The 25,226-nt window shown below is 64.0% G+C and carries 25 protein-coding genes; 15 read left to right on the top strand and 10 right to left on the bottom strand.

The window, feature by feature from the left end; translation table 11 throughout:
- Nucleotides 1-71: 71 nt before the first annotated feature.
- Nucleotides 72-1,133 (top strand): CAF17-like 4Fe-4S cluster assembly/insertion protein YgfZ, encoded by a 1,062-nt coding sequence (gene ygfZ, locus A9O65_RS12465; RefSeq protein WP_254783086.1) that lies wholly within the window; start codon nt 72-74, stop codon nt 1,131-1,133.
- Nucleotides 1,134-1,166: 33 nt separating this feature from the next.
- Here the strand turns inward: ygfZ and A9O65_RS12460 are convergent, their stop codons facing one another.
- Complete coding sequence (locus A9O65_RS12460) at nt 1,167-1,928, bottom strand: TatD family hydrolase (RefSeq protein WP_064702261.1); 762 nt, start codon at nt 1,926-1,928, stop codon at nt 1,167-1,169.
- 5 nt (nt 1,929-1,933) lie between these two features.
- A complete protein-coding gene (locus A9O65_RS12455) occupies nt 1,934-2,704 on the bottom strand; it encodes a 3-hydroxybutyrate dehydrogenase (RefSeq protein ID WP_064698417.1) in 771 nt (256 codons plus the stop codon).
- Between the two features lie 153 nt (nt 2,705-2,857).
- On the opposite strand from A9O65_RS12455, the gene A9O65_RS12450 reads away from it, so the two are divergent.
- The 3 genes from A9O65_RS12450 to A9O65_RS12440 all read left to right on the top strand — a co-directional run bounded on the left by A9O65_RS12450 (nt 2,858) and on the right by A9O65_RS12440 (nt 5,156).
- Nucleotides 2,858-3,679: an inositol monophosphatase family protein gene (locus A9O65_RS12450; RefSeq protein WP_064702260.1), complete on the top strand. Its 822-nt coding sequence runs from the start codon at nt 2,858-2,860 to the stop codon at nt 3,677-3,679.
- Between the two features lie 146 nt (nt 3,680-3,825).
- The gene (locus A9O65_RS12445; RefSeq protein WP_064702259.1) at nt 3,826-4,098 is read left to right on the top strand and encodes a GrxA family glutaredoxin; all 273 of its coding nucleotides are present in this window, start codon (nt 3,826-3,828) and stop codon (nt 4,096-4,098) included.
- A gap of 293 nt (nt 4,099-4,391) precedes the next feature.
- Nucleotides 4,392-5,156 (top strand): VOC family protein, encoded by a 765-nt coding sequence (locus A9O65_RS12440; RefSeq protein ID WP_064702258.1) that lies wholly within the window; start codon nt 4,392-4,394, stop codon nt 5,154-5,156.
- A 190-nt stretch (nt 5,157-5,346) separates the two neighbouring features.
- Here A9O65_RS12440 and A9O65_RS12435 read toward each other — a convergent pair whose 3' ends face one another.
- Complete coding sequence (locus tag A9O65_RS12435; RefSeq protein ID WP_064702257.1) at nt 5,347-6,009, bottom strand: CoA transferase subunit B; 663 nt, start codon at nt 6,007-6,009, stop codon at nt 5,347-5,349.
- Nucleotides 6,010-6,156: 147 nt separating this feature from the next.
- Nucleotides 6,157-6,858, bottom strand: coding sequence for a CoA transferase subunit A (locus tag A9O65_RS12430; protein WP_064698412.1), 702 nt, complete (start codon nt 6,856-6,858; stop codon nt 6,157-6,159).
- 159 nt (nt 6,859-7,017) lie between these two features.
- Between A9O65_RS12430 and A9O65_RS12425 the strand changes: the two genes are divergently transcribed.
- The 7 genes from A9O65_RS12425 to A9O65_RS12395 all read left to right on the top strand — a co-directional run bounded on the left by A9O65_RS12425 (nt 7,018) and on the right by A9O65_RS12395 (nt 14,221).
- Nucleotides 7,018-7,932: a LysR family transcriptional regulator gene (locus tag A9O65_RS12425; RefSeq protein WP_064698411.1), complete on the top strand. Its 915-nt coding sequence runs from the start codon at nt 7,018-7,020 to the stop codon at nt 7,930-7,932.
- Nucleotides 7,933-8,032: 100 nt separating this feature from the next.
- A complete protein-coding gene (locus A9O65_RS12420) occupies nt 8,033-9,982 on the top strand; it encodes an acetoacetate--CoA ligase (protein ID WP_064702256.1) in 1,950 nt (649 codons plus the stop codon).
- An 86-nt stretch (nt 9,983-10,068) separates the two neighbouring features.
- Entirely contained in the window at nt 10,069-10,938 is an 870-nt protein-coding gene (gene yihG / locus A9O65_RS12415; RefSeq protein WP_064698409.1) for a 1-acylglycerol-3-phosphate O-acyltransferase, YihG family, read from the top strand.
- Entirely contained in the window at nt 10,887-11,798 is a 912-nt protein-coding gene (locus A9O65_RS12410) for a murein hydrolase activator EnvC family protein (protein WP_082919922.1), read from the top strand. The genes yihG and A9O65_RS12410 overlap by 52 nt, the downstream gene beginning before the upstream one ends.
- 106 nt (nt 11,799-11,904) lie before the next feature.
- A complete protein-coding gene (locus tag A9O65_RS12405) occupies nt 11,905-13,062 on the top strand; it encodes a glycosyltransferase family 4 protein (protein ID WP_064698408.1) in 1,158 nt (385 codons plus the stop codon).
- Nucleotides 13,034-13,576, top strand: coding sequence for a phosphatase PAP2 family protein (locus tag A9O65_RS12400; protein ID WP_064698407.1), 543 nt, complete (start codon nt 13,034-13,036; stop codon nt 13,574-13,576). The genes A9O65_RS12405 and A9O65_RS12400 overlap by 29 nt, the downstream gene beginning before the upstream one ends.
- A gap of 24 nt (nt 13,577-13,600) precedes the next feature.
- On the top strand, nt 13,601-14,221 hold the full coding sequence (locus A9O65_RS12395) for an alpha-ketoglutarate-dependent dioxygenase AlkB family protein (RefSeq protein WP_064702255.1): 621 nt from the start codon (nt 13,601-13,603) through the stop codon (nt 14,219-14,221).
- Between the two features lie 104 nt (nt 14,222-14,325).
- Here the strand turns inward: A9O65_RS12395 and gcvT are convergent, their stop codons facing one another.
- Nucleotides 14,326-15,435 carry a glycine cleavage system aminomethyltransferase GcvT gene (gene gcvT, locus A9O65_RS12390; protein WP_064702254.1) on the bottom strand — a complete coding sequence of 370 codons (1,110 nt, stop codon included), beginning with the start codon at nt 15,433-15,435 and terminating at the stop codon, nt 14,326-14,328.
- Nucleotides 15,436-15,504: 69 nt separating this feature from the next.
- A complete protein-coding gene (locus A9O65_RS12385; protein WP_064702253.1) occupies nt 15,505-16,881 on the bottom strand; it encodes an alanine/glycine:cation symporter family protein in 1,377 nt (458 codons plus the stop codon).
- A 607-nt stretch (nt 16,882-17,488) separates the two neighbouring features.
- On the opposite strand from A9O65_RS12385, the gene gcvH reads away from it, so the two are divergent.
- Complete coding sequence (gcvH, locus tag A9O65_RS12380) at nt 17,489-17,881, top strand: glycine cleavage system protein GcvH (protein ID WP_064698403.1); 393 nt, start codon at nt 17,489-17,491, stop codon at nt 17,879-17,881.
- A gap of 144 nt (nt 17,882-18,025) precedes the next feature.
- Nucleotides 18,026-20,920 carry an aminomethyl-transferring glycine dehydrogenase gene (gene gcvP, locus A9O65_RS12375; protein ID WP_064698402.1) on the top strand — a complete coding sequence of 965 codons (2,895 nt, stop codon included), beginning with the start codon at nt 18,026-18,028 and terminating at the stop codon, nt 20,918-20,920.
- Between the two features lie 75 nt (nt 20,921-20,995).
- Here the strand turns inward: gcvP and A9O65_RS12370 are convergent, their stop codons facing one another.
- Entirely contained in the window at nt 20,996-21,940 is a 945-nt protein-coding gene (locus A9O65_RS12370) for a LysR family transcriptional regulator (RefSeq protein WP_064698642.1), read from the bottom strand.
- 182 nt (nt 21,941-22,122) lie between these two features.
- Between A9O65_RS12370 and ppnN the strand changes: the two genes are divergently transcribed.
- Nucleotides 22,123-23,484, top strand: coding sequence for a nucleotide 5'-monophosphate nucleosidase PpnN (gene ppnN, locus A9O65_RS12365; RefSeq protein ID WP_064702360.1), 1,362 nt, complete (start codon nt 22,123-22,125; stop codon nt 23,482-23,484).
- 142 nt (nt 23,485-23,626) lie between these two features.
- Here ppnN and A9O65_RS12360 read toward each other — a convergent pair whose 3' ends face one another.
- Together A9O65_RS12360 and A9O65_RS12355 are read right to left on the bottom strand one after the other, a co-directional pair.
- Nucleotides 23,627-23,998, bottom strand: coding sequence for a hypothetical protein (locus A9O65_RS12360; RefSeq protein WP_064698401.1), 372 nt, complete (start codon nt 23,996-23,998; stop codon nt 23,627-23,629).
- Between the two features lie 2 nt (nt 23,999-24,000).
- Entirely contained in the window at nt 24,001-24,465 is a 465-nt protein-coding gene (locus tag A9O65_RS12355; protein ID WP_064698400.1) for a flavodoxin domain-containing protein, read from the bottom strand.
- 128 nt (nt 24,466-24,593) lie between these two features.
- Between A9O65_RS12355 and A9O65_RS12350 the strand changes: the two genes are divergently transcribed.
- Entirely contained in the window at nt 24,594-24,800 is a 207-nt protein-coding gene (locus A9O65_RS12350; protein WP_064698399.1) for a DUF2788 domain-containing protein, read from the top strand.
- Nucleotides 24,801-24,878: 78 nt separating this feature from the next.
- Here A9O65_RS12350 and ihfA read toward each other — a convergent pair whose 3' ends face one another.
- Nucleotides 24,879-25,181: an integration host factor subunit alpha gene (gene ihfA / locus A9O65_RS12345; protein ID WP_064698640.1), complete on the bottom strand. Its 303-nt coding sequence runs from the start codon at nt 25,179-25,181 to the stop codon at nt 24,879-24,881.
- Between the last annotated feature and the right edge of the window lie 45 nt (nt 25,182-25,226).

The raw sequence follows: 25,226 nt of genomic DNA, 5'->3' as shown, positions 1-25,226 counted from the left end.
GGCCCGCGACACTTGCATTACCGCCGCCTCGCCCGCATGTCTTTCATGCGTACCTTTTAAGAACGCCGCGCATGGCAGATGACAAGGATCCCGACATGAACGACTGGATCGCTCGAACCGGCGGTCACCTCGAAGACGGTACAGATGTCGTCTTCGACACCTCCGAGCCGGCTCGCCGGGCTCTGGAAGGTCCTGTAATGACCCCGCTCGTCCACCTCGGCATCCTCGATGTCGTCGGCGACGGCGCCGAACGCTTCCTACAGGGGCAGACCAGCGCCCAGCTCTCCCTGGTGGATGGCGAGTTCGCGCCGCTGGGGTGCTTCTGCACCCCCAAGGGACGCGTCCTGGCCAACGTCCAGGTATGGCGCGTGGCACCGGGCCACTATCGCCTGTTGACGCATCACGAGCTGGTCGCCTCCCTGTCCGAGCACCTCGCCAAGTTCGCCCCCTTCTATCGAGTCGAGCTGACGCCCCGCGACGATCTTGCCCTGATCGGCCTGTTCGGCCACGAGGCGCCCGCCGTGGCCGAAGCCCTGCTGGACGTGACGCCTCCGCCCCCCTGGCGGCAGGTCGATCGAGGCGACCATCAGGTCGTGGGGCAACCCGGCCCGGTGCCACGCATGCTGCTCTGTCTACCGACGGCAGACGCCGAGGCGGTCTGGGGGCAACTGGCCGCCCAGGTCACGCCGGTCGATAGCGCCACATGGCGGCTTCACGACATCCAGGCCGGCCTGGTCTGGCTCGATGCCAGCCAGCGCGATAGCTATCTGCCACAGATGATCAACTGGGAAGCCCTGGGAGGCATCAGTTTCAAGAAAGGCTGCTACACCGGCCAGGAAGTCGTCGCCCGGGCGCACTTCCGCGGTCAGGTCAAGAAGCGCCTGATGCGTGCCCAGCTCGAGGGCGGTCACCGGCCCGAGCCCGGCAGCGCCATTCTGGACGCTGCCGACAAGCGGCTTGGCGAGGTACTCAGTGCCGAACTGGATGCCTATGGCCAGGCCGAGATCCTGGCGGTGATGAGTACCCGGGAGCCCAACGGGGCCTTGAGCGTGGCCGGACAGCAGCTCAAGCTTCTCAAGCTCCCCTACCCTCTCGAGCGCCTCGATCCGGAGCAATTGGCGGAGAAGCGCTGAGTTTCCGTGCGTTCCTGAACGCAGCGGACCTCCTCATTCCAGGCCGAATAGCCGGGTCGCCGTAGCCGAACTGTTTGTCGCCACCCGGGTGAATGGCTGATCACGCAATTCGGCCACCACCCGGCCTACCTCCACCACCCTCGCGGGTTCGTTGCGTTCGCCTCGATGGCCGGCGAGCGGCATGTCGGGGCTGTCGGTTTCCAGTACATAGCCATCATCGTCCAGCGATGCCACGGCGCGACGCAGCCGACTGGCCCGTTCATGCGTTACCGCGCCGCCCAGGCCCACGACGAATCCCAGTCTGCGAAAGGCCAGAGCCTGCTCGGGAGAGCCGGCGAAGGCATGGATCAACCCGCCGGCCGGTGGCGCCAGTTGGCGCAGGCGCTTGGCTACTTGGTCATTGGCCCGCACGCAGTGAATGACCAAGGGCAGATGTCGCTGTCGAGCCAGTCGCACCTGAGCATCGAACAACCGCCATTGTGCCTTCAGGGTATCGGCAAAGCGCGCGTCGATACCGCACTCGCCCAATGCCACGACGGTGGGATTGGCCTCGAGCGCCTCCTCCAGCGCCTCGACGTCGGTCTCGGCGTGCCGATCCAGGAAGCAGGGATGCAGCCCGAGACATACCGCAATGCCATCGCGATCGCCGAGTGTGAGCACCTCGCGCCACCGAACCCGCGTCGTACCCGGCACCACGAAGCGCTCGACGCCTGACGACCTGGCCCGCGCCAGCACATCGTCACGGTCGACATCGAACTCGGGGAAGTCCAGATGACAATGCGCGTCGATGAGCATGGGAATTACTGGGCCGTCCAGCCAAGATCGATGTTCCAGCTCGCTCCCGTAACGGCACCGGCGGCGTCGGACGCCAGGTAGCCGACCAGCGAGGCGACCTCATCGGGGTCGATCAACCGCTTCACGGCGGCGTTCTTGAGCATGACCTGCTCGATGACCTCCTGCTCCTCCATGCCATGCATCCGCGCCTGGTCGGCGATCTGGTTGTCGACCAGCGGCGTCTTGACGTAGGCCGGGCAGAGCGCGTTGGCGGTAATTCCCTGTTCGCCTCCCTCGAGAGCGGCCGTTCTGGTCAAGCCGATCATGCCATGCTTGGCACTGACATAGGCCGCCTTGCCGGGTGAAGCGACCTGAGCATGCACCGAGGCAATGTTGACGATGCGTCCCCAGCCATTTTCCCGCATGGAAGGCCAGGCGGCCTGGGTCAGCAGGAAGGGAGCCGTCAACATCAGGTCGATGATGTGGCGCCACTTCTCTTCCGGAAAGGTCTCGATGGGCGAGACATGCTGGATGCCGGCATTGTTGACCAGGATATCGAGACGGCCGAAGCGCCGGATCGCGTCTTGTACCGCCGCCCGGCAGGCATCGCCATCCGTGAGGTCAGCCTGGTGAAAGGCGGCGCCGGCACGTTCGGCGACCTCCTCGCCGGCCGGATTGAAGTCCACGGCCAGGACCTGATGCCCCAGCTCGCAGAAGTGGCGGACCACCGCCTCTCCGATACCACTGCTGGTACCGGTGACCAGGGCGACGCGGGGCGTGGCGGCATTGGCATTCATGCGTGACTCCTCATGCTGTAATGCGAAAAGGAAACGCCATCAGCATAGGGCAAAGCGCGTTGTCCTGCCTATCACGCCGGTCATCGACATTCGACAGCCAGGCTGTGATACAGGACACTGAATGCCACGAGACACTCATGCCGAGGAGCCATCATGACCCCCGAGCAACGACTGGAGATCGCCGAGGACATCGCCCGACAAGCTGGACGCATGATCCGCGACGCACGAACGGGACAGGATTTCGGCCAGCGCTACAAGGATGGTCAGGAACTGGTGACCGATGCCGACGTCGAGGTGGATACCTACATCAGTAAACGGCTCCAGACGGACTTCCCCGACGAACATCGCCTCAGCGAGGAGCTGGCGCCGGATCGCGAGGCCCTGGAGGCGCCCCAGGCATTATGGGTGGTCGACCCCATCGACGGTACCGTCAATTTCGCGCACGGGCTCCGTCACGTAGCGGTCTCTATTGGCTGGGCGAGCGGAGGACACCTGCGTCTCGGAGTGGTCCATGCGCCCTTCCTCGACGAGACCTACACGGCCCTCGCCGGCCAGGGCGCCTGGCGCAACGGCGAGCCGATCCAGGCCAGCCAGACGTCACAACTCTCGCGCGCCCTGGTGGGCACCGGCTTCCCCTACCGGCGCGATAGCCGCCCGCCCTTGATGCGCCGCCTGATGGCCGTGTTGACGCATTGCCAGGACATTCGTCGCAATGGTGCGGCCGCCCTCGACCTCTGCGATGTCGCCTGCGGGCGACTGGATGCCTACTACGAGAGCGTCTCGCCCTGGGACTTCGCCGCCGGCCTCTTGATCGCCCGGGAAGCCGGCGCCCGCACCGGTCACCTGTATCCCGGCCCGGGAGGCATTCCCGAAGACCTCTACGGCGAGAACCTGCTGGTCAGCAGTCCTGGCCTGCATGACGAGCTGAGCGAGCTGCTGCGACGCGCCGATGCCAGTGAGCTCTCCTCTTGGTAACGCCTGACTGGTAACGCCTGATAGCCTGGTCCAATGATGGTCGTTCGGCGTTGGCTATTGGCCAAACGGTGGCGGCTCGGTCACAATGTCGCCCGATTCCTCCACCCCATTCCATTCATGCATCCCACGATGCAAGGAGACTGCTGATGTTCGTCGTCATCTTCGGCCGCCCCGCCTGCCCGTTCTGCGTCCGCGCCAAGGAACTCGCCGAGAGACTGGAAAGCGCCGGCGCCATCGAGGGCTTCCGCTACGTGGATATCCACGAGGAAGGCATCACCAAGGCCGACATGGAAAAGACCATCGGCAAGCCGGTGGAGACGGTGCCACAGATCTTCGCCGACCAGACGCACATCGGCGGTTTCACCGAATTCGACCAGTACGTTGCCGAACAGGGGCTGCTACCCACCGCGACCCAGTGAGTCGTTCATCGGCATCTCGGACGTCCTGCCAAAACCGCCCTCGGGCGGTTTTTTCGTTGGTTGCCATCCCCGAGCGCCCGGCCCTCTCCGAGCGCAACCTTCTCTCTCGTTGAATCCGCCCACACCGAAGCCGTTTACAATCTTCATATTCGAGCACAGGAAAGCGCCTCGGCGTTTCGCGGGAATTCGGCAGCGGACCCCGACCACGCCGCCCGTAACGCGGCCGTCATGGAAGACGGAGCGACTCGCAGCGCTTTCCGAGCGGCACAGGGCGTCGGCATTAAGGATCAAGGATGCAACGGGAAGCGTTTATCCAGCAATTGTGGCTGGATTATGTTCACCACCAGCCTGACATCGGCGGACTCCGTCTCTGGCCAGTCACGACACGGGTGGAATACCTGACACTGCTCACGCTCAGTCACGGCCCCTGGGAGATGGACGCACTCCTGCCCCGGCTGGCGACACATGGCTACCAGCCTCGCCACCGCTATGCCATGGCGGATCGCGGCCTGCTGGTCACCCTGCTGGCCACGGCCGATCACCAGGCCCCCTCGCTGGTTCTCGCCGAACTGCAACTGGGCACCCTGTCGCGTGGCCCTCGGGAACGTCTGCGCCGACTCGTCGACCGCGCCGAGGCGAGACCCAGCCTGACGCTACCCTGTGGAGGGCGTCCCTGGCCCATGCCGAGCTGGGACGACTATCAGGCCCTGGCACAGGCCCACCCACTGGCAGGCTGGCTCGCTGTCATGGGAACACGCGTCCACCACACGGGCTTCGATTGCCACGATATCGGCGACGACATCGACCGCCTCGACGCCCAGTTGCACCAGGCTGGCTTCTTCGGCGATGCCGATCGCCAGCACGGCGTCTTTCCCGTCTCGCCCTTGCTCGACTATCGCTTCTACGCGACTCACTCTCAACGCCTGCCCTTCGCCGATGGCGACCTCCATCGCGTTCCTCTCGGGGGGCTGGCGCTGGTGCAGAAGCGGGTCAACGCCAATCAGGAGCGCTGCGCCGAACTCCTGCTGCCGCACCATACACGCTGCGAGCTGGGGTGACGCGGCATGACCACCCGTTCCGACGTCAGTGCAATGCAACATGGCCATCCACAATTTCTGTGGATAACACTGTGAATCGGCTCGGTAAAATGTCGCCCAGGCGGCCTGCCGACCACCCCCGACTCGAAATGGTCAGATTTTCGGCAGCCGCATCACCGAGACCCCGAAACGGAACCAGTCCGCCGCTCCCTCAATCGACGAACGTCATCTCCGGCACATGTTCGGGCACGACCAGGCGGCCAGCGGTCTTCTCCTGAATCTCATCGACGCTGACGCCTGGTGCACGCTCCTTGAGCACGAAGGCGCCATTCTCGATCTCCAGGTAGGCCAGGTCGGTGAGCACACGGTTGATGCAACCGGCACCGGTCAGCGGCAGGGTGCACTGCTCGAGCAGCTTCGATTCACCGTGCTTGGACGCATGGGTCATGGTGCAGATGATGTTCTCGGCCCCGGCCACCAGATCCATGGCGCCGCCCATGCCCTTGATCAGCTTGCCGGGAATCATCCAGGAGGCGATGTTGCCGTACTGGTCGACCTCGAAGGCACCAAGCACGGTGAGATCGACATGCCCGCCGCGAATCATCGCGAAGGACTCTGCCGATGAGAAGATCGCCGCACCGGGCCGGGCGGTGACGGTCTGCTTGCCGGCATTGATCATGTCCGGGTCGAGTTCCTCCTCGGTGGGAAAGCGCCCCATGCCGAGCAGGCCATTCTCGGACTGCAACATCACATCGATGTCGTCGGGGACATAGTTGGCCACCAGGGTCGGGATACCGATGCCCAGGTTGACGTAGAAACCGTCCTCGAGTTCGCGCGCCACGCGCCTTGCCATCTGTTCGCGAGTCAGTGCCATCTTGATGCCTCTTGTATCTTGTAAGGGAACAACGCCGTCGGGCCAATGCCGGGGCAGATCTACGAGGAGGCGCTACGCCCCCTCCCTGGGCGCTACCGACGCCCTCTCGTGCTACACGGCGGATGTCCGGAAGACGGAGAAAAACGCTCAGCTTTCGTGCACGGTGCGCTTCTCGATACGCTTCTCGAAGGTGCCCTGGATGATCCGGTCGACATAGATCCCCGGCGTATGGATCTGGTCGGGACGCAGCTCACCAGGCTCGACGATCTCTTCCACCTCGACCACGGTGACACGCCCGGCAGTCGCCGCCAGGGGATTGAAGTTCTGGGCAGTGTCACGGTAGACGACATTGCCGTACCGGTCGGCCTTCCAGCCCTTGACGATGGCGAAGTCGCCGACCACGGATTCCTCGAGAATGCAGGGACGTCCGTTGAACTCGCGCACCTCCTTGCCCTCGCCGATCGGCGTGCCATAGCCGGTGGCGGTATAGAAGGCGGGGATCCCCGCTCCCCCGGCGCGCATCTTCTCGGCCAGGGTCCCTTGAGGCGTGAGCACTACCTCGATCTCGCCTTCCAACATCTGTTGTTCGAAAAGCGCATTCTCGCCCACGTAGGAGGCATGGATGGTACGGATCTGCCTGTCTTCCAGCAGGACACCAAGGCCGAAGCCATCGACGCCGCAGTTGTTGGAATAGACGGTCAGCTCCTTGACGCCACGCCGCTTGATTTCATTGATCAGGTTCTCGGGGATACCGCACAGCCCGAAGCCACCGGCGATCACGGTCATGCCGCTCTCGAGGCCGGCCATTGCCGCCTCATAGGAATCCACACGCTTGTCGAATCCGGCCATATCGATGCCTCAGTGATTGCCAGGAAATTGTTGTCATCGCCCCACCATGACGGGACCTTGTCCTGCAGTGTCAGGGGCAGGCCATCTATTTGTTAAGTTTGTTTTTCTTATCGGTTTTTTGTAAAAACAAATAAATTGAGTCGCCATGAATCGTTCGCCATGACCGTCAAGCAGCTTCGAGCCTTTCTCGCCGTCGCCCAGACCCTCAGCTTCACTCAGGCCTGTGAACGCCTGCATCTCTCGCAGCCAGCACTCAGCCTGACCATCAAGGGGCTCGAGGACACCCTCGGTGGGCGCCTGCTCAACCGTAGTACCCGTAGCGTGCGCCTGACCCCCGAGGGCGAGTCCTTGCTGCCCCTGGCCAAGCGCCTGCTGGCCGACTGGGACAATACCGAGGAAATCCTGCGCCAGCGCTTCACGCTGCGACTCGGCAGCGTTGCCGTGGCGGCCATGCCTTCGTTTGCCGGCAACCAGCTCCCCGCGTTGCTGGCCAGCTTTCGCCGACGTCATCCCGGCATCAACGTCACCGTGCACGACGTGATCAACGAGGACGTCATCGACATGGTGCGCCAGGGGCGTGTCGAACTGGGGATCGCCTTCGAGCCCGAAGCCAGCGACACACTACGGGTCGATCCGCTGTTCACGGACCGTTTCGTCGCCGTGGTACCTGCCGACTCGCCCCTCGCCGACCAGAACAGTCTCGACTGGGACCGGCTATTGACGCAGGACTTCATCACGCTGCAACGTCCTTCCATGGTGCGGCGCATGCTTGAGCGGCGTCTCCATGAGGATGGCATTTCATTGGCCGTGACCTTCGAGAGCCACCAGCTGACCACGGTGGGACGCATGGTCGCCGATGGCCTGGGAGTGAGCGCCGTGCCATCGCTATGCATCGACCAGATGCACGAGCTTGGCGCACGCTGCCTGCCGCTGCACTCTCCGATCATCGAACGCACGGTCGGTGTGCTCTCACCGAAGACCGGCGAGCTCTCGGTGGCCGCCCAGGCACTGCGGGATGTGCTGCGCGATGGCGTCGAGCCACCGACACTGCAAACGCCCAGGCTGCAGTGCTGAACCAGGTCGCAGGCCCGCGATGAACAACGAAGGATCCACGACCTCGGGCTGCTAGGCTGAAGGAAACCGGTGACGCCCGAGCCCTTGAGAGAGGAACGAGATGACGGCCCCACTCTGGCAACCCTCCCCCGAGACGACCGCCGCCACCCAAATGGCGGCGCTGATGCGCCACATCGAAGCCAAGCATGGCGCGCAGCTCCATGACTACGCCGACCTCCATGCCTGGAGCATCGAATACCCCGAGCGCTTCTGGTCCTTGCTGTGGGACACCTTCGAGATCGTCGCCGAACACCGCGGCGAACCGGTGCTCGAATCGCCCGATGCTATGCCGGGCGCCCGCTGGTTCCCCGAGGCCCGGCTCAACTTCGCCGCCAACCTGCTGCGCCGCCGAGACGAGGCGCCGGCCCTGATCGTCCACGACGAGCGCGGGCGCCGTCGCGAGCTGAGCCATGCCGAACTCTACCGGCACGTGGCCAGGCTGGCCCGGGCGCTGCGTGACGACGGCGTCGAGCCGGGCGACCGGGTTGCCGGCTTCGTCCCCAACAGTGAGCACGCAGTGATTGCCATGCTGGCAACCACCAGCCTCGGCGCCGTGTGGTCTTCCTGCTCGCCGGACTTCGGCTTCCAGGGCGTTCTCGACCGGTTCGGCCAGATCACCCCCAAGGTGCTGATCGCCGCCGACGGCTACACCTGGAACGGCAAGCCCATCGACACTCGCCCCCGGCTGGCCGAGATCGCCCGCGCCCTCGATGGGCTCGACACCCTGGTGGTGTTTCCCTTCCTCGATGACGCGCCGGTTCTGGACGCAATTCCCGGGGCGGTCGCCTGGGACGACTATCTCGACAACGGGGCCGAGGAAATCGACTTCCGCGCCCAGCCCTTCGATCACCCGCTCTATATTCTCTATTCGTCGGGCACCACCGGCACACCCAAGTGCATCGTTCACAGCGCCGGAGGCACCTTGCTCCAGCACCTCAAGGAGCACCGCCTGCACACGGACCTCGATGCCTCGGACACCCTCTTCTACTACACCACCTGCGGCTGGATGATGTGGAACTGGCTGGTTTCCGGACTGGCCAGCGGCGCGACCCTGGTGCTGTTCGACGGCGCCGCCTTTGCCCCTGATGCCGAGGTCCTGTGGCGTATCGCCGAGCGCGAGGGCATCACGGTGTTCGGCACCAGTGCCCGCTATCTGGCCGCCTGCGAGAAGGAAGGCCTCGTCCCTGGCAAGGATCACGATCTCGCCGCCCTGCGCGCGATCCTTTCCACCGGCTCGGCGCTGTCCCACGAATCCTTCGACTATGTCTACCGTGACATCAAGGACGACCTGCTGCTGGCCTCGATCTCCGGTGGTACCGATATTGTCTCCTGCTTCGCCCTGGGATGCCCGATCCGCCCCGTCTACCGAGGCCAACTGCAATGCCGGGGCCTAGGCATGGCCGTGGAGGTCTTCGACGACGATGGCCGGCCACTGCGCGGCGAGAAGGGCGAGCTCGTCTGCACCCGCCCCTTCCCGTCGATGCCGATCGGCTTCTGGAATGATCCCGACGGCGAACGCTATCACGATGCCTATTTCGCCACCTTCCCCGGCATCTGGGCCCATGGCGACTACGCCGAGATCACCCCCGAGGATGGCCTGATCATCCACGGTCGCTCCGATGCCGTTCTCAATCCTGGCGGCGTCAGGATCGGCACCGCCGAGATCTATCGCCAGGTCGAGAAGGTCGAGGGCGTGCTGGAATCCCTGTGCATCGGCCAGGACTGGGGGGACGATGTCCGCGTGGTGCTGTTCGTGCGGCTGAAGTCGGGCCTGCGCCTCGATGATGCCCTGCGCGACGAGATCAAGACCACCATTCGTGCCAACACCACGCCTCGCCACGTACCGGCACGCATCATTCAGGTCGAGGATCTACCCCGGACTCTCTCGGGCAAGCTCGTCGAGCTGGCAGTGCGCAACGTGGTACACGGCCGCCCGGTGAAGAATCGCGAGGCCCTGGCCAACCCCGAGGCATTGTCACTGTTCGAGGATCTTCCCGAATTGCGTGAATGATTCCCGCAGCTCGGCCATGGCGCCTGGCGAGCGGGTACATTCTCCATTAGCATTGCGGGCTGATGACGATCATGGAGGAAACCGGCATGTCGACCCTGAAAGGGATCGTCAGCCTGCTGCTGCTGACACTCAACACCCTGTTCTGGGCGGTGCCGCTGATCGCGCTCACCCTGCTCAAGCTCGTCACCCCGGGACGCCCCCTGCGCCGCCGGGTGCTCTCGGGGCTCAATGCCATCGCCCGCTGGTGGCTGGACATCAACCTCTGGTGGATGCGCCACTGGCTGTCACCGCGCCTGGACCTGGAACTGCCCGACAATCTGAGTCGCGATGACTGGTGGCTGGTGCTCTCCAACCATCGTAGCTGGACCGACATCTTCGTGCTGCTGTTGGTCCTGCATCGGCGCATTCCCATGCCGCACTTCTTCGTCAAGCGTCAGCTGATCTGGATCCCCGTCGTCGGTCTCGCCTTCTGGGCCCTGGAATTTCCCATGCTCCGGCGCCTGACCCGGGAACAGCGCGAGCGCAACCCGCATCTCGCGCGCCGCGACCAGGAAGCTACCGAGCGCATGTGCCGCCATGCCCGCGAACGTCCCATCGCCATCTACAACTTCGTCGAGGGCACTCGCTTCACGCCCGCCAAGCACGCCGCTCGCCAGAGCCCTTATCGGCACCTGTTGCCACCCCGGGCAGGCGGTATCGCCCAGGTCGTCGGATTGCTCGGCGACCGACTCGGCGGCATCCTCGATGTCACCTTGAGCTACGACACCCCCGCCCCGCATTTCTGGCGATTCCTGTGCGGCCAGGAGGGGCTCATTCACCTCCGGGCACGCCATCTGCAAGTCCCCGCCTGGATGCGAGACGGCAACTATCATCAGGACCCGAACTACAAGGAACGCTTCCACTCATGGCTGAACGCCCTGTGGCAGGCAAAGGATGCCTCCCTCGACTCGCTCTGATATTCCTGTTCGCGCTGCTGACCGGTTGTGCCAGCCAGTCTTCGACACCTGGCACTTCCCGTGATGCCGCCAGCGGAGAGCCGGCAGGAATCGCCGGCAGTTGGGTCTCCATCCGCCGTGGCGATACCCTCGGCGCCATCGCTCGCCGCGCAGAGGTTCCGCTGATCAGGCTGCAGCGCTTCAATCCCGGCATCGAGCCCCGAGGTCTCGCCGTCGGCCAGCGCATCCTGGTGCCCAGCCGGCAGGAACGCGCCCCCTCCGGAGGCCCGTACCGCTACCAGATACGTCCCGGCGACACCTTCACCTCCGTGGCCCGGCGCTTCGGCGCCGACCCCAGCCAGGTGGTCGCGGCGAACCCCGATGTCACCCCCACTGACCTCAAGGTCGGTCACCTGATCCAGGTGCCGCTCGGCGGCGGCTCATCGGCCAGCAGCAGCTCGGCATCGACGCCTCCGGCTCGCCTGCCCGACCCTGGCACCATGCCCGCTGATGCCAAGGGCTGGCCTTGGCCGCTCGATGATTACGACGTGGCAAGGCGTTTCGGCAAGGACGCCCACGGCACCCTGCAACCGATGCTGCTCACCACCGACCAGGGAGCCCGCGCCAAGGCCGTGGCCGACGGCCAGGTGCGTTTCGCCGACAGCATGCGCCAGCTCGGCCAGGTCGTCATCGTCCATCATCCGGACAACCTGCAAAGCGTCTATGCTCGCTGCTCGCGCCTTCTCGTCGACAGCGGACAACGCGTGAAGCGCGGCACGCCTCTGTGTGTCGTGGGCCAAACCGCGAACGGCCGCCACGAGCTTCTGTTCGACATGCGCCATGGCGGCAAGCCGATGGATCCCTTGGACGTCCTGCGCTAGTCGGTGTCATCGTCTCTTCACAGTGCTGTCGCCCGGTTGTCATCCACACCGGGCACGGTCTGTGTCAAACGGCGCCATTCCGGCGCCGGATGGCACGAGGATCGACATGCGCATCTGCCTGGTCAGCGAAACCTGGTCACCGGATATCAACGGTGTCGCCCATACCCTGAAGCAACTGAGTACCGAACTGTTGCAACGGGGTTTTACCCTGCAGCTGGTACGCCCTCGCCCGGCCGGCCAGGCGCACGGCGCCGACGGCATGAGTGCCGAACTGCAGGTCAAAGGGTTCTCGATGCCCGGCTATCGCGAAGTCCGTCTAGGCCTGCCGGCGGGTCGTCGCCTGCAACGATTCTGGGCAACGGAGCGTCCCGATGTCATCTACGTGGCCACCGAAGGACCTCTGGGCTGGTCGGCGCTGCGTGCCGCCGAACGTCTCGAGATTCCCGTGGTCAGCGGCTGGCACACCAACTTCGACCATTACTGCCGCGACTATGGCATCGCCTGGCTGTCGCCGTTGGTCACCCGGCGCCTGCGACATTTCCACAATCGCTGTGCCGGCACCCTGGTACCCACCCATCGACAGGCCGAGGAGCTGACGTCGAAGGGATTCGAGAATGTGCGCGTCATGGCCCGCGGCATCGACGGCGAGACGTTCTCGCCAGCGCATCGCAGCCCTGAGCTGAGAGCGAGCTGGGACGGTGACGAACACCGCCCTGTGGCGCTCTACGTCGGCCGGCTGGCACCGGAGAAGAATCTCGACCTGCTCCGCGACACCTTCGCCGCCATGCTGGCGGCCCGCCCCGAAATGAGCATCGTGGTGGTCGGCGATGGCCCCGGCAAAAGCAGTCTGGAAAAGGCCCTGCCGGATGTGCGCTTCACCGGCTTCATCGATCCTCAGGGCCTGGCACGCCACTACGCCAGCGCCGACATCTTTATCTTCCCGTCGATTTCCGAAACCTGGGGCAATGTGGTGCTCGAGGCCATGGCCAGTGGCCTGGCTGTCGTCGCCTTCCGCCATGCTGCCGGGGCCGAGTTGATCGACGACGACATCAACGGCGTCAGCCTGCCCGTCGGCGACGAAGACGGCTTCCGTGACGCCGCCGTTACCCTCAGCCAGCAGCCGGCGCGTTACGGCCGGCTGGGCCGAGCGGCTCGCGAGCGGGCATTGCAGTACCGCTGGCCCGCCATCACCGACGACTTCCTCGCCGCACTGAACCTCGCTCGGGAGGTGTCCGATGAAACCACGCATCCCTGCCGTGTTTGAACGGCTCGATCTGCTCGAATGGCAGCTCTGCCAATGGATGGCCGGATTCAGCATCTACCGGCGCTGGCTGGCTACCTTGCGGCTGGCCAGCCGAGCCGGAGACTGGCCTCTCTGGGTCGGCCTGATCCTGTTGCAACCCTTGCTGCACCGGGGCGCGGCAGGCTGGCACCTGATGGTGCAGTACACCGTCACGGCCCTGGTCGCCATTGCCTTCTATCGGCTGGTCAAGACCCGGCTGTGTCGTGAACGGCCGTTCATTACCTTCCATACCATCATCTGCAATGAACCCGCCCGGGACCGCTACAGCTTTCCCAGCGGCCACACCATGCATGCCGTGATGTTCCTGACGCTGACCGCCATGCATACGCCCTGGCTCGCGCCCTGGTTGCTGCCGATCGTGCTGTTGATCGCCATGTCACGCGTCGGGCTCGGACTGCACTACATCAGCGATGTCATCGCGGGTGCGGCCATCGGCTATGCCTTTGCGCTGGGCAGCCTGCAGTTGGCCGGCTAGGCAGTGGCATGGCATGCTGAAGGCATGTCACTCCTTGCCCATGGCAGCGGCGGCGAGGTCCTTCTGGAGACGCCGCCGCTGATCCGTTATACGACGCTGCTGGGCGATCCCGACGCCACGACGGTCCTGCATCGTCTCGATGCCGAGCTCGACTGGCAGCGTCCGACCCTCAAGCTCTATGGGCGCGAACACCCGATTCCCCGCCTGCAGGTCTGGATGGGCGATGCCGGCTATCGCTACTCGGGTCGGGACTTCACGCCGGTCCCCTGGCACCCCGAGGTACTCAGGGTCCGCGATATCGTTCAGTCGCGTCTGGACGCCGTCGGCATCGAGGCTCGCTTCAACAGTGTGCTGCTCAACCGTTACGCCGATGGCAGTGAGCGCATGGGATGGCACAGCGACAACGAACCGGAACTCGGCGAAGCCCCCGTGATCGCCGCCGTGAGCCTGGGCATGAATCGTCCTCTGCGTTTCCGCTGGAAGGATCGGCACGCCCCCGCCTTCAACGTCGATCAGCCCCACGACAGCCTGTTGCTGATGGGCGCCGGCGTGCAGTCCCGACTCGAACACAGCCTGCCCACCAGGCGGTACCCTGGACGACGGATCAGCCTGACCTTCCGGTGGATCCTTTCCCGCAACGACTAAAGGCATGCCAAAAGCGCCATGACAAGACCGAGCAGGAAAAACGGCCACCCTCGAAGGTGGCCGTTTTACGTTTCAGAAGCCAGCAGATAGATAACGGTATAAAGTCAGCCGCGATGATAGCCGGGCTGCACGAAGGGCAGCTTGGTCACCGTCATCGGCAGACGCTTGCCACGCACCTCGGCATAGACGACGGTGTCGATGGCCGACTGATCGACGGTCACATAGCCCATGGCCACCGGACGCCCAATGCTGGGACCGAAACCACCGGAACAGACGCTGCCGATCGCGTTGCCTTCGCCATCATACAGCTCGACGCCTTCCCGGACCGGGGCACGCCCTTCCCCCAGCAGGCCAACGCGTTTGCGCTGGTGGTCCTTCTCGGCCACCTGATGCAGGATGAGATCGGCGCCGGGGAATCCACCCGGGCGCTCTCCATCACGACGACGCGGCTTGCCGATGGCCCATATCAGGCCGCCTTCCACCGGGGTCGTCGTCGTATCGATATCGTGACCATAGAGACACAAGCCAGCCTCGAGACGCAGGGAGTCACGTGCCCCCAGGCCGATCGCCTCGACTTCCTCCTCATCCAGCAGACGTCGTGCCAGAGCTTCGGTCTGCTCGGCAGGCACGGATATCTCGAAACCGTCCTCACCGGTATAGCCGCTGCGACTGATCCATACCTCGATGCCTTCGATGGTGAAGCGGCCATGCTGCATGAACACCAGCTCACAAGCCTCGGGGCACAAGCGCTGCATCACCGCCGCCGCTTCAGGCCCTTGCAATGCCAGCAGACCACGGTCCAGCACCTCGATTTCGTGATCGGGCAAGCCTCGGCGCAGATGAGCGATATCCTGCTCCTTGCAGGCAGCGTTCACCACCAGGTAAAGGTGATCACCGGCATTGACGATCATCAGATCGTCGAGAATACCGCCACTTTCCGCCGTGAACAGTCCATAACGCTGTCGGCCGACAGGCAGTCCGACCAGATCTGCCGGCACCAGCGTCTCCAGCGCCTCGGCCGGCTTCGGTCCACGCAACAGCACCTGCCCCATGTGGGAGACGTCGAACAGTCCGCAGGCCCGACGGGTATGCTCGTGTTCCTTCTTGACGCCAAGCGTGTACTGCACGGGCATCGAATACCCCGCAAAAGGCACCATTCGTGCCCCGAGCTCCACATGCAGATCGAAAAGTGGCGTCTTGTGTTGTTCGCTCATCGGTTCGCTAACCTTTCCCATGAAATCGATCGTGAATGGCCGGCATGAAGCCGGCCATATCTCCACGGTCTACTTGTCGAGATCCTCGCCGGGCAGCACTTCCTTGCCGCCGAAGTAGTCCTTCGTCAGCTTGAAGACCACCGGCGACAACAGTGCCAGGGCGACCAGGTTGGGGATCGCCATCATGGCGTTGAAGACGCTGGCCAGCAGCCACACGAAGTTCAACGGCAACACGGCCCCGGCAAAGATCGCCAGGATGTAGACCACCCGGTAGAACTTGATGGCACCCACGCCGAACAGGTACTCGAAGCACTTCTCGCCGTAGAATGCCCAGCCCAGGGTGGTCGTGAAGGCAAACACCGCCAGGGCAAAAGACACCACGTACTGCCCGATGCCCGGGAGGGCGGCCTCGAACGACAGGGAGGTCAGCGCCGCACCGGTTTCCCCCGACGTCCAGGCAGTGGTGAGGATCGCCAGGGCCGTGATGGAGCAGACCACGATGGTATCGATGAAGGTCCCCAGCATGGCGATCAGGCCTTGGCGCACCGGGTTCTTGGTCTGGGCGGCGGCGTGAGCGATGGGCGCACTGCCGAGCCCCGCCTCGTTGGAGAACACCCCGCGCGCCACACCGAACTGGATGGCTTTGGCGACCGCCGCACCGGCAAAGCCGCCCGCAGCGGAAATCGGAGTGAAGGCGTGGGTGAAGATCATGCCCAGGGCCGAGCCGATCTGATCGGCATTGATGATCAGCACCAGCAGACCACAGACGATGTACGCCACCGCCATCACCGGCACCAGCTTTCCCGCCACCTTGGCGATGCGCTTGATGCCACCGAGGATGACCGCACCGGCCAGCACCATGATCACCAGGCCGGTCACCCAATGCGGCAGGCCAATCGACTCGCCGAGGCCATCGGCCACGGAGTTGGACTGTACGGTGTTACCGATGCCGAAGGCGGCCACCGCACCGAACAGGGCGAAGAGCCCGCCGAGCCAGGCCCACTTCTTGCCGAGTCCGTTGCGGATATAGTACATCGGGCCACCGACATGCTCCCCGGCCTCGTCGACCTGGCGATAGCGCACCGCCAGGACTGCCTCGGAGAACTTGGTCGCCATGCCGACCAGGGCCGTGATCCACATCCAGAAGACCGCACCGGGCCCCCCCAGGAAGATGGCCGTTGCAACCCCGGCGATGTTACCGGTCCCGATGGTCGCCGACAGCGATGTCATCAGTGCGTTGAAGGGTGATACCTCGCCGTCCTCCTCGTCGCCTGCCGCTGTCCGGCGACCACCCCACAACAGCCGAAAGCCCATGCCCAACTTGCGGATGGGCAGCAGCTTGAGGCCGAGCTGCAGATAGAGGCCTACCCCCAGCAACAGCACCAGCATCAAGGGGCCCCAGACGACGCCTTCGATCGCCGTCAGTATATTGGTCAAGGTTTCCACGTTTCGTCTCCCTCAGTTTTCTTGTTATGCACCAACGTGCATGATGTTCATGAGCGGCCTGGACCGCGATGATACGAACAGCCGTACCATAGCGAATCCTTCCGTTGGCGCTCCAGTCTCCTATTGGAAAATCTCGGGATTTCTCCTCCCCGCAGGACAACGTATAGTCACCGACCCGCCGAAGCGCTCGATTCGAACACATCGGAGCGAGACGCCATCATGGCGTCGACCGGCCCCAGCGATCGACAGTCTACGAAATAAATTTCCTATAAGAAAACCACCTGAACTCCCATCTTGACTTGCCAGCGCCCCGGTTCGCCGTATGGCCGACCGTCCCCATCGCGAGCTCTCCCTCCTGCGCTCCCCGGTATGAGCCACCTTTCCTGGAAAGCTGGAAAGGCATCACGCAGCGGGGCGCATATCGAAACCACCCATTAACCTCCCTCGAGCAGCGGTAGCCATGGGCATTTTCGCGGGGGTTTTCTAAGATGGGGATGGGCATACCCCACGCAACGTGGAGATCGATGCCATCCGGACTCGCCAAACGGTCTCGATGGCGTTAGGATTTCACCCAACTCAGAAAAACTTTTTCGTATAGGAAAACATCATGAGCTCCATCCCCCCCAATCTGCGCTATGCCGAGAGCCACGAGTGGATTCAGGATAACGGCGACGGGACGGTGACCATCGGTATCACCGACCACGCCCAGCAATCCCTGGGTGATGTCGTGTTCGTCGAATTGCCCGAAGTCGGCGCCTCACTTGCCAAGGGCGACGAGTTCGGCGTGGTCGAATCGGTCAAGGCGGCCTCGGACCTGTATGCACCGGTCTCCGGGGAAGTGATCGAGGTCAACGAGTCGCTGGAAGATGCTCCCGAATCCATCAACGAATCCCCTTACGAGGATGCCTGGATCATGAAGGTGCGCCTCGAGGATGGTACCGACCTGGACGATCTGCTCGACGCCGAGGCCTACCAGGCCATCGCCGACGCCGAGGAGTGACGCCACCAGGCCCGGCCCTCCGAGGTCGGGCCTGACCTTGCCTGACAAGCCGAATCGCCCTTGAGCGCAGGCGTTTTTCAGGCAGAGCTCCGCCCTTCCTTTCGTATCCGGCACCCGGTGCCACCACGTCACAGTAGGTATGTCATGGCTTTCGACAAACGCCGCCTGGCCGATCTGGCCAACCACGATGCCTTCCTCCAGCGCCACAATGGCCCCGATGCCGAGGATGTGGCCGCCATGCTGGAAACGCTGGATATGGACGGCATGGGCAGTCTCATCGATCGCACCGTCCCGGCGGGCATCCGCCTCGGGCGGGAACTGGCCCTGGATCCGCCGCGCAGCGAAGCCGAAGCGCTGGACTACCTCTATCGACTGGCCCGACAGAACCGCGTGGCCAAGAGCTATATTGGCCAAGGGTATTACGACACCCTGCTGCCGGCCGTGATCCAGCGCAACGTGCTCGAGAATCCCGGCTGGTACACTGCCTACACGCCTTATCAGCCGGAGATATCCCAGGGGCGCTTGGAAGGCCTGCTGAACTTCCAGCAGATGATCATGGACCTCACCGGCATGAGCCTGGCCAATGCCTCTCTGCTCGACGAGGCCACCGCCGCTGCCGAAGCCATGGCGCTCTGCCGGCGCGCCAACAAGAAAGCCAAGACCAATGCCTTCTTCGTCGCCGAGGATGTCTTCCCGCAGACGCTGGATGTGGTCCGCACCCGGGCCCACTACTTCGGTTTCGAGCTGATCGTCGCGCCCGCCGAGCAGTTGGCCGATCACGATGCCTTCGGCGCCCTGCTACAGTATCCCGGCGACAGTGGCCGCGTCCGCGATCTCGCTCCCCTGCTGAGCGCTGCCAAGGAAAAGGGCATCATGACCTGCGTGGCCGCAGACATCATGTCGTTGGTGCTGCTCAAGGAGCCGGGAGCGCTCGGCGCCGACATGGTGGTCGGGTCGGCCCAGCGCTTCGGCGTGCCCATGGGCTTCGGCGGCCCCCACGCCGCCTTCTTCGCCACCTCGGACAAGCTCAAGCGCTCGATTCCGGGCCGTATCATCGGCGTCTCCCGGGACGAACGGGGCCAGACCGCCCTGCGCATGGCGATGCAGACCCGCGAGCAGCACATTCGTCGCGAGAAGGCCACCTCGAACATCTGTACCGCCCAGGCACTGCTGGCCAACATCGCCGGCTTCTATGCCGTCTACCACGGTGCCGAGGGGCTGCGCACCATCGCCGGCCGGATTCACCGGCTGACCACCATCCTGGCCGAAGGACTGCGCCGTGCCGGAGTCAGCCTGGCCAATGACAGCTGGTTCGACACCCTGCGCCTGACCGGCGTGGATGCCGGCAAGATCCATGGTCGCGCCATGGCCCAGGACGTCAACCTGCGCTATTTCGAGGGTGGCGATGTCGGCCTGAGCCTCGACCAGACCACCACCGCCCACGATGTGGCCCAGCTTTTCGATGTGCTGCTCGGCGAGGAACACGGCCTTTCCGTCTCGGTTCTCGACGCCGAGATCGTCGCCGCGGGCACCAGCGGCATTCCCGAGGCCTGCCAGCGTGATTCCGACTTCCTCACTCACCCGACGTTCCAGCGCTACCACAGCGAAACCGAGATGCTGCGCTACCTCAAGCGCCTGGAAAACAAGGATCTGTCACTGGCACATGCCATGATTCCGTTGGGCTCGTGCACCATGAAGCTCAACGCCACCGCCGAGATGATGCCCATCACCTGGCCCGAGCTGGCACGCATCCACCCCTTCGCGCCCAAAGACCAGGTGGCCGGCTACAAGCAGATCATCGACGAGCTGGCCGCCTTCCTCGAAGAGATCACCGGTTACGACCACATCGCCATGCAGCCCAATTCCGGCGCTCAGGGCGAATATGCCGGCCTGGTGGCCATCCGCCGCTACCAGGCGGCCCAGGGCGAGGGCCACCGGAATGTCTGCCTGATCCCCAGCTCGGCCCATGGCACCAACCCGGCCTCGGCCGCCATGGCCCACATGAAGGTCGTGGTGGTCGAGTGCGACGCGGATGGCAATATCGACCTGGCCGATCTGCGCGCCAAGTCCGAGGCACACAGCGACAATCTCTCGGCCATCATGCTCACCTACCCTTCCACCCACGGCGTCTTCGAGGAAGGAGTGCGCGAGGCCTGCGAGATCGTTCACGAGCACGGCGGCCAGGTCTACATCGACGGCGCCAACATGAATGCCCAGGTAGGCCTTGCACGGCCCGGCGACTTCGGCGGCGACGTATCCCACCTCAACCTGCACAAGACATTCTGCATCCCGCACGGTGGAGGCGGCCCGGGCATGGGGCCAATCGGCGTCAAGGCGCACCTGGCCCCGTACGTTCCCAATCACAGCGTCCGCCCGTTGGAAGGCGTCGAGGCCGGCGCCGGTGCGGTGGCGGCGGCCCCCTTCGGCAGCGCCTCGATCCTGCCCATCTCGTGGGCCTACATCAAGATGATGGGCGCCCGCGGGCTGCGCGAGGCCACCGAGCTGGCCATTCTCGGTGCCAACTACATCGCCCGTCGCCTCGGCGAGCACTACCCGGTTCTCTACAAGGGGTCCAACGGCACCGTGGCCCACGAGTGCATCCTCGACGTCCGCCCGCTCAAGGCCGCCTCCGGTATCGGTGAAGAGGACATCGCCAAGCGACTGATGGACTACGGCTTCCATGCGCCGACCATGTCCTTCCCGGTGCCCGGCACCCTGATGATCGAACCCACCGAGTCGGAATCGCGCTATGAGCTGGATCGCTTCTGCGATGCCATGATCAGCATTCGCGAAGAAATCGCCCGCGTCGAATCCGGCGAATGGCCGGCGGACAACAACCCTCTGGTCAGAGCGCCGCACACCATGGCCGATCTGATGGACGATGCCTGGGAACGTCCCTATTCTCGCGAAATCGGCGCCTTCCCTTCCCAGGCCGTCAAGGCGGCCAAATACTGGCCGGCCGTCAACCGGGTCGACAATGTCCAGGGCGATCGACAGCTGATCTGTTCCTGTCCGAGCATCGACGCCTACCGGGATTGAGACGTTCCCATGACACGACGCCCCGCTCGATGGCGGGGCGTCGTCATTTTGGTTTTGGGGATCTCGCTGCCGTCGTCAGTCCGCTTCCCCGCCGCCTTCTCTGGCACCGACCTCCATGGAAGGCTCCCCATGCCCATAGCGCTCGTGGCGCCGGTGGTCACGAAAGGCATCCAGCAGCCGGGTATAGCGTCGCGGCATGCGACTGCCTCGCCGGGTTACCAGATGCAGGGTCTCATGCACCGGTTGCGGCAAGGATAGCTCCTTGACCTGGCGCTGCCAGGGCGAGGTCTCGAGCACCAGACGCGACACCACGGTGAAGCCCAGGCCACGCGCCACGGCATCCAGCACCATGCTCACCTCATTGGTAAAGCCCTGCCGCGGGAAGTGACTCATGGAGCGGAACTCATCCGGGAAATTGCGGCGCAACAGGACATCGGCATGGTTGACGCCGTCCGAGTAGCTGATGAAGCCGATGCCCATCAGATCCGCCAGCCCGGTCCCGGCAAAATCCGCCGGCACCACCAGGCACAGTGGCTCCTGGTGCCAGACCTCGCAGTCCACTTCGGGATGCCGCACAGCTTCAGTGACGATCCCCAGGTCATGACGCCCGGTGAGCACATCGCTGACGATCTCGTGATTGAAGGCAAAGCTGTAACTGACCGTCAACCCGGTATGCATCTGCTGTTGACCAAGGATGAAGGGGTAGAGCATCAAGCCGACACTCCCGGGCGACGCCAACCGGCATTCGCCGCTGTCGAGGCTCTCGTCATCCAGGGAATGGCGGAACTGCTCATGCTCGGCGAACAGCTTGAGCGCGTAGTCGTAGGCACGCCGCCCTGCTTCGGTCAGCGCGAAGCGCCGACCCTGCCGCTCGAGCAGAGAGCGCCCGAGATACTGCTCGAGCTTGCGGACATGCTGGCTGACGCCAGGCTGGGTCATTTCCAGGCGACGCGCCGTCCGAGTGAAACTGCCAGTCTCGACCAGGGTGATGAAAGTGCGAAAGTATTGGGCGTTGAACATGGCGCGTCGCATCGCTGTACGGGAAACAGGCGGTTTCATTCTATCAGTTGGCGGACACGGCCGCAGCGCTGCGCGTCTCGCGAGGCCGTGATAGCATCGATGACATCCAGATCGGCGTTGCCGCGACAGGCAAGGCCCGGGAGACACTCCCGCTCATCATCACCGCGACACGGACGCCCCGAATGGCCGATACCATCTCCAGCACCATCTCGCCGGAAGGCAGCCTGGAAATACTCTCCCAGCAGGAAGTCAACCGTCTGCACGATACTTCACGCAGCGGCTTGCACGAGCTACTGCGCAGCTGCGCCCTGGCGGTCCTCAACTCCGGGAATCCCACCGACGACGGCCTAGCGTTGATGGAGACCTATCCGGATTTCGACATCGAAGTCATCCAGCAGGACCGTGGCGTGCGTCTGAAACTCACCAACGCGCCCGCCGAGGCATTCGTCGATGGCCGCATGATTCGCGGCATTCGGGAGCACCTCTCCTCGGTGCTGCGCGACATCGTCTATGTCTACAACGAGATCCAGACGCATCGCCGCTTCGACCTGAACAGCGCCGAAGGCACCACCAACGCCGTCTTCCATATTCTGCGCAAGGCCGGCACCCTCAAGCCCAGCCGCGACCCGAGCATGGTGGTGTGCTGGGGCGGTCACTCCATCTCCCGTGAAGAGTACGACTACACCAAGCACGTGGGCTACCACCTGGGGCTGCGCGAGCTCGACATCTGCACCGGCTGCGGTCCAGGCGCCATGAAGGGGCCGATGAAGGGAGCCAACGTTGCCCACGCCAAGCAGCGTCGCAGCGAGGGTCGCTACCTCGGCGTTTCCGAACCCGGCATCATCGCTGCCGAGGCGCCCAACCCCATCGTCAACGAACTAGTGGTGATGCCCGACATCGAGAAGCGCCTGGAAGCCTTCGTCCGTCTGGGTCACGGCATCATCGTCTTCCCCGGCGGGGTCGGCACGGCAGAGGAAATCCTCTACCTTCTCGGCATTCTGCTCCATCCGGACAACAGCGACATGGAACTGCCGGTCATCCTCACCGGTCCCGCCGGTTCCGCCGATTACTTCAAGCGCATCGACGAATTCCTAGTCTATACCCTTGGCGAGTCGGTACGCGACCTGTACCGCATCATCATCGACGATCCGGTCGAGGTCGCCCGCGTCATGCGCAAGGGAATCGACAACGTCGGCGAGTACCGGCGTGCCAGACAGGATGCCTTCTACTTCAACTGGCGGCTCACCGTGGCTCGAGACTTCCAGGAACCCTTCGACCCCAATCACGAGACCATGGGGGCCCTGGCCTTGCATCGACAGCAGCCGGTGCATGAGCTGGCCGCCAACCTGCGACGGGCCTTTTCCGGCATCGTCGCCGGCAACGTCAAGGAACGAGGCATTCGTCTCATCGAGGCTCATGGCCCCTTCCGCCTCAGCGCGGAGCCCCAGTTGATGGCGCGCCTGGACGATTTGTTGACCTCCTTTGTCGCCCAGGGACGCATGAAACTCGCCGGCGAATACGTGCCCTGCTATACCCTCGGGTGAAGAGTGAAGAGTGAAGAGCAGGCTAGCCCCAGCGCTCGGGGCGTCAAGGGAGTTCCCCCCTCTTAAGGCGCTTTGCGCCGTTCTTCACTCTTCCAGCGGCGTCAGCCGCTGTCTTCTACCTCCCAGCGGCATCAGTCGCGTCTTACTTCTTCCTCTCCGGGGCTGGCTTCCACCACAACCCCAAGGCATGCAGCAGCAACCCCAGGGTGGCACCATGCGACACCAGCAGCGGCCAGCCACTCCAGGCACCGAACAATGCATGCCAGATGCCCATGACCAACAGGCCGACCACCAGGCAAATCACGAGGCGCCGCATCAGGCCGGGCAGCTCGGCACGCAACGCCGCAGACAATCGCCACCACTGGAAGACGGCCAACGATGCCACGGCGACACCACCGATCGCCATCAAGGCCAGATGGGTATCATGGCCACCGGCCAGGTAACGTGGCACGCTGACCACCATCAGAATCAGTAGCCCCACCAGCAGGCTGCAACGCTCAGGCGAAGCCGCCATGCTCAGGCCACCTTGAGTTGCTGGGACTCGATCCACTCGTCGACCCAGGGCAAGGCAGCGTCGTCGGGCATGAAGGTTTCCATGGCATCCACCTCGAGGCGCTCGCCGAGACGCTCGGCGCCCTGCCCTTGCAGCACCTCATCGAGACTGCGACCGGCGCCGCAGAAGGAGTCCACGTAGGAGCTGTCGCCCATGGCGATCATGCCGTACTTCAGACCGACGAGCCCCGGGCTTTTCGCTTCCAGCTCGCGCACGAAGGCAACGAGGTTGCCCGGATAATCGCCACTGCCGGTGGTCGAGGTACAGAACAGTGCCAGATCCGTCGGCGAGCCGATCAGGTCATCCAATGTCGGCTGATCGAAGATCGACACCTCATAGCCAGCCTGTTCGAATAGGGGCGCGACCTGTTCGGCCACGTCCAGTGCGCCGCCGTATACGGTTCCTACAAAGATCTTGAGCATGGGCATGTCGCGGATTTTGCCTTAAAAAATTCAGTTGGATAGTAACATGTGCGCCGGGATGCCGCACGCTGGCCGCCATGCCCGGGCGCCGGTGATCGCGTAAACTACCGGGCCATCGACGCCAAGGAGCCGACATGCAGAACGCCTTCGAGACCTGGATCACGCCCATCATGATCGGTGGTCTGATGCTGTTCATGGGTTTTGTCATCTGGGATCTGGCCCGAAAGTCCGGGGCGGGCCGCTTCGGCACCATCATGCTATTCGTGGTACTCGGTGCCGGTATGCTGGCTTACCTGATCAAGGTGGTGATCACCTGGTCGCTGGAAAACGGCGCCTTGTAGCCACACACATGACGACGCCGCCACTTCTCCTGGAAGTGGCGGCGTCGCTCGTGGCTCGCTCAGTGCCGTGGCGCCGATTCAGCTCTTGTCGCCGGTATAGGCCTCGACCTGCGACTTGAGCTTCTGGCCGGGACGAAAGGTCACGACCCGACGAGCGGAAATCGGAATCTCCTCCCCCGTCTTGGGATTGCGTCCCGGTCGCTCGCGCTTGTCGCGAAGGTCGAAATTGCCGAACCCGGACAGCTTGACCTGCTCGTTCTCGCGCAAGCAGCCGCGTATCTCCTCGAAGAAGGACTCCACCATGGACTTGGCCTCGCGCTTGGAGAGGCCAAGCTCGGCGTGCAGGTGTTCGGCCAGTTCGGCCTTGGTCAACGCCCCCATGTCGCTTTCCTCACGCTGTGGTGGTCGAGCCAGCCCTTGCTCCAG

This window comes from Halomonas caseinilytica (genome assembly GCF_001662305.1).
In the GTDB taxonomy this organism is placed as follows: Bacteria; Pseudomonadota; Gammaproteobacteria; order Pseudomonadales; family Halomonadaceae; genus Halomonas; species Halomonas caseinilytica.
The sequence above is the reverse complement of the archived record's forward strand: the minus strand, read 5'-3'. Positions and strand labels throughout refer to the sequence as shown.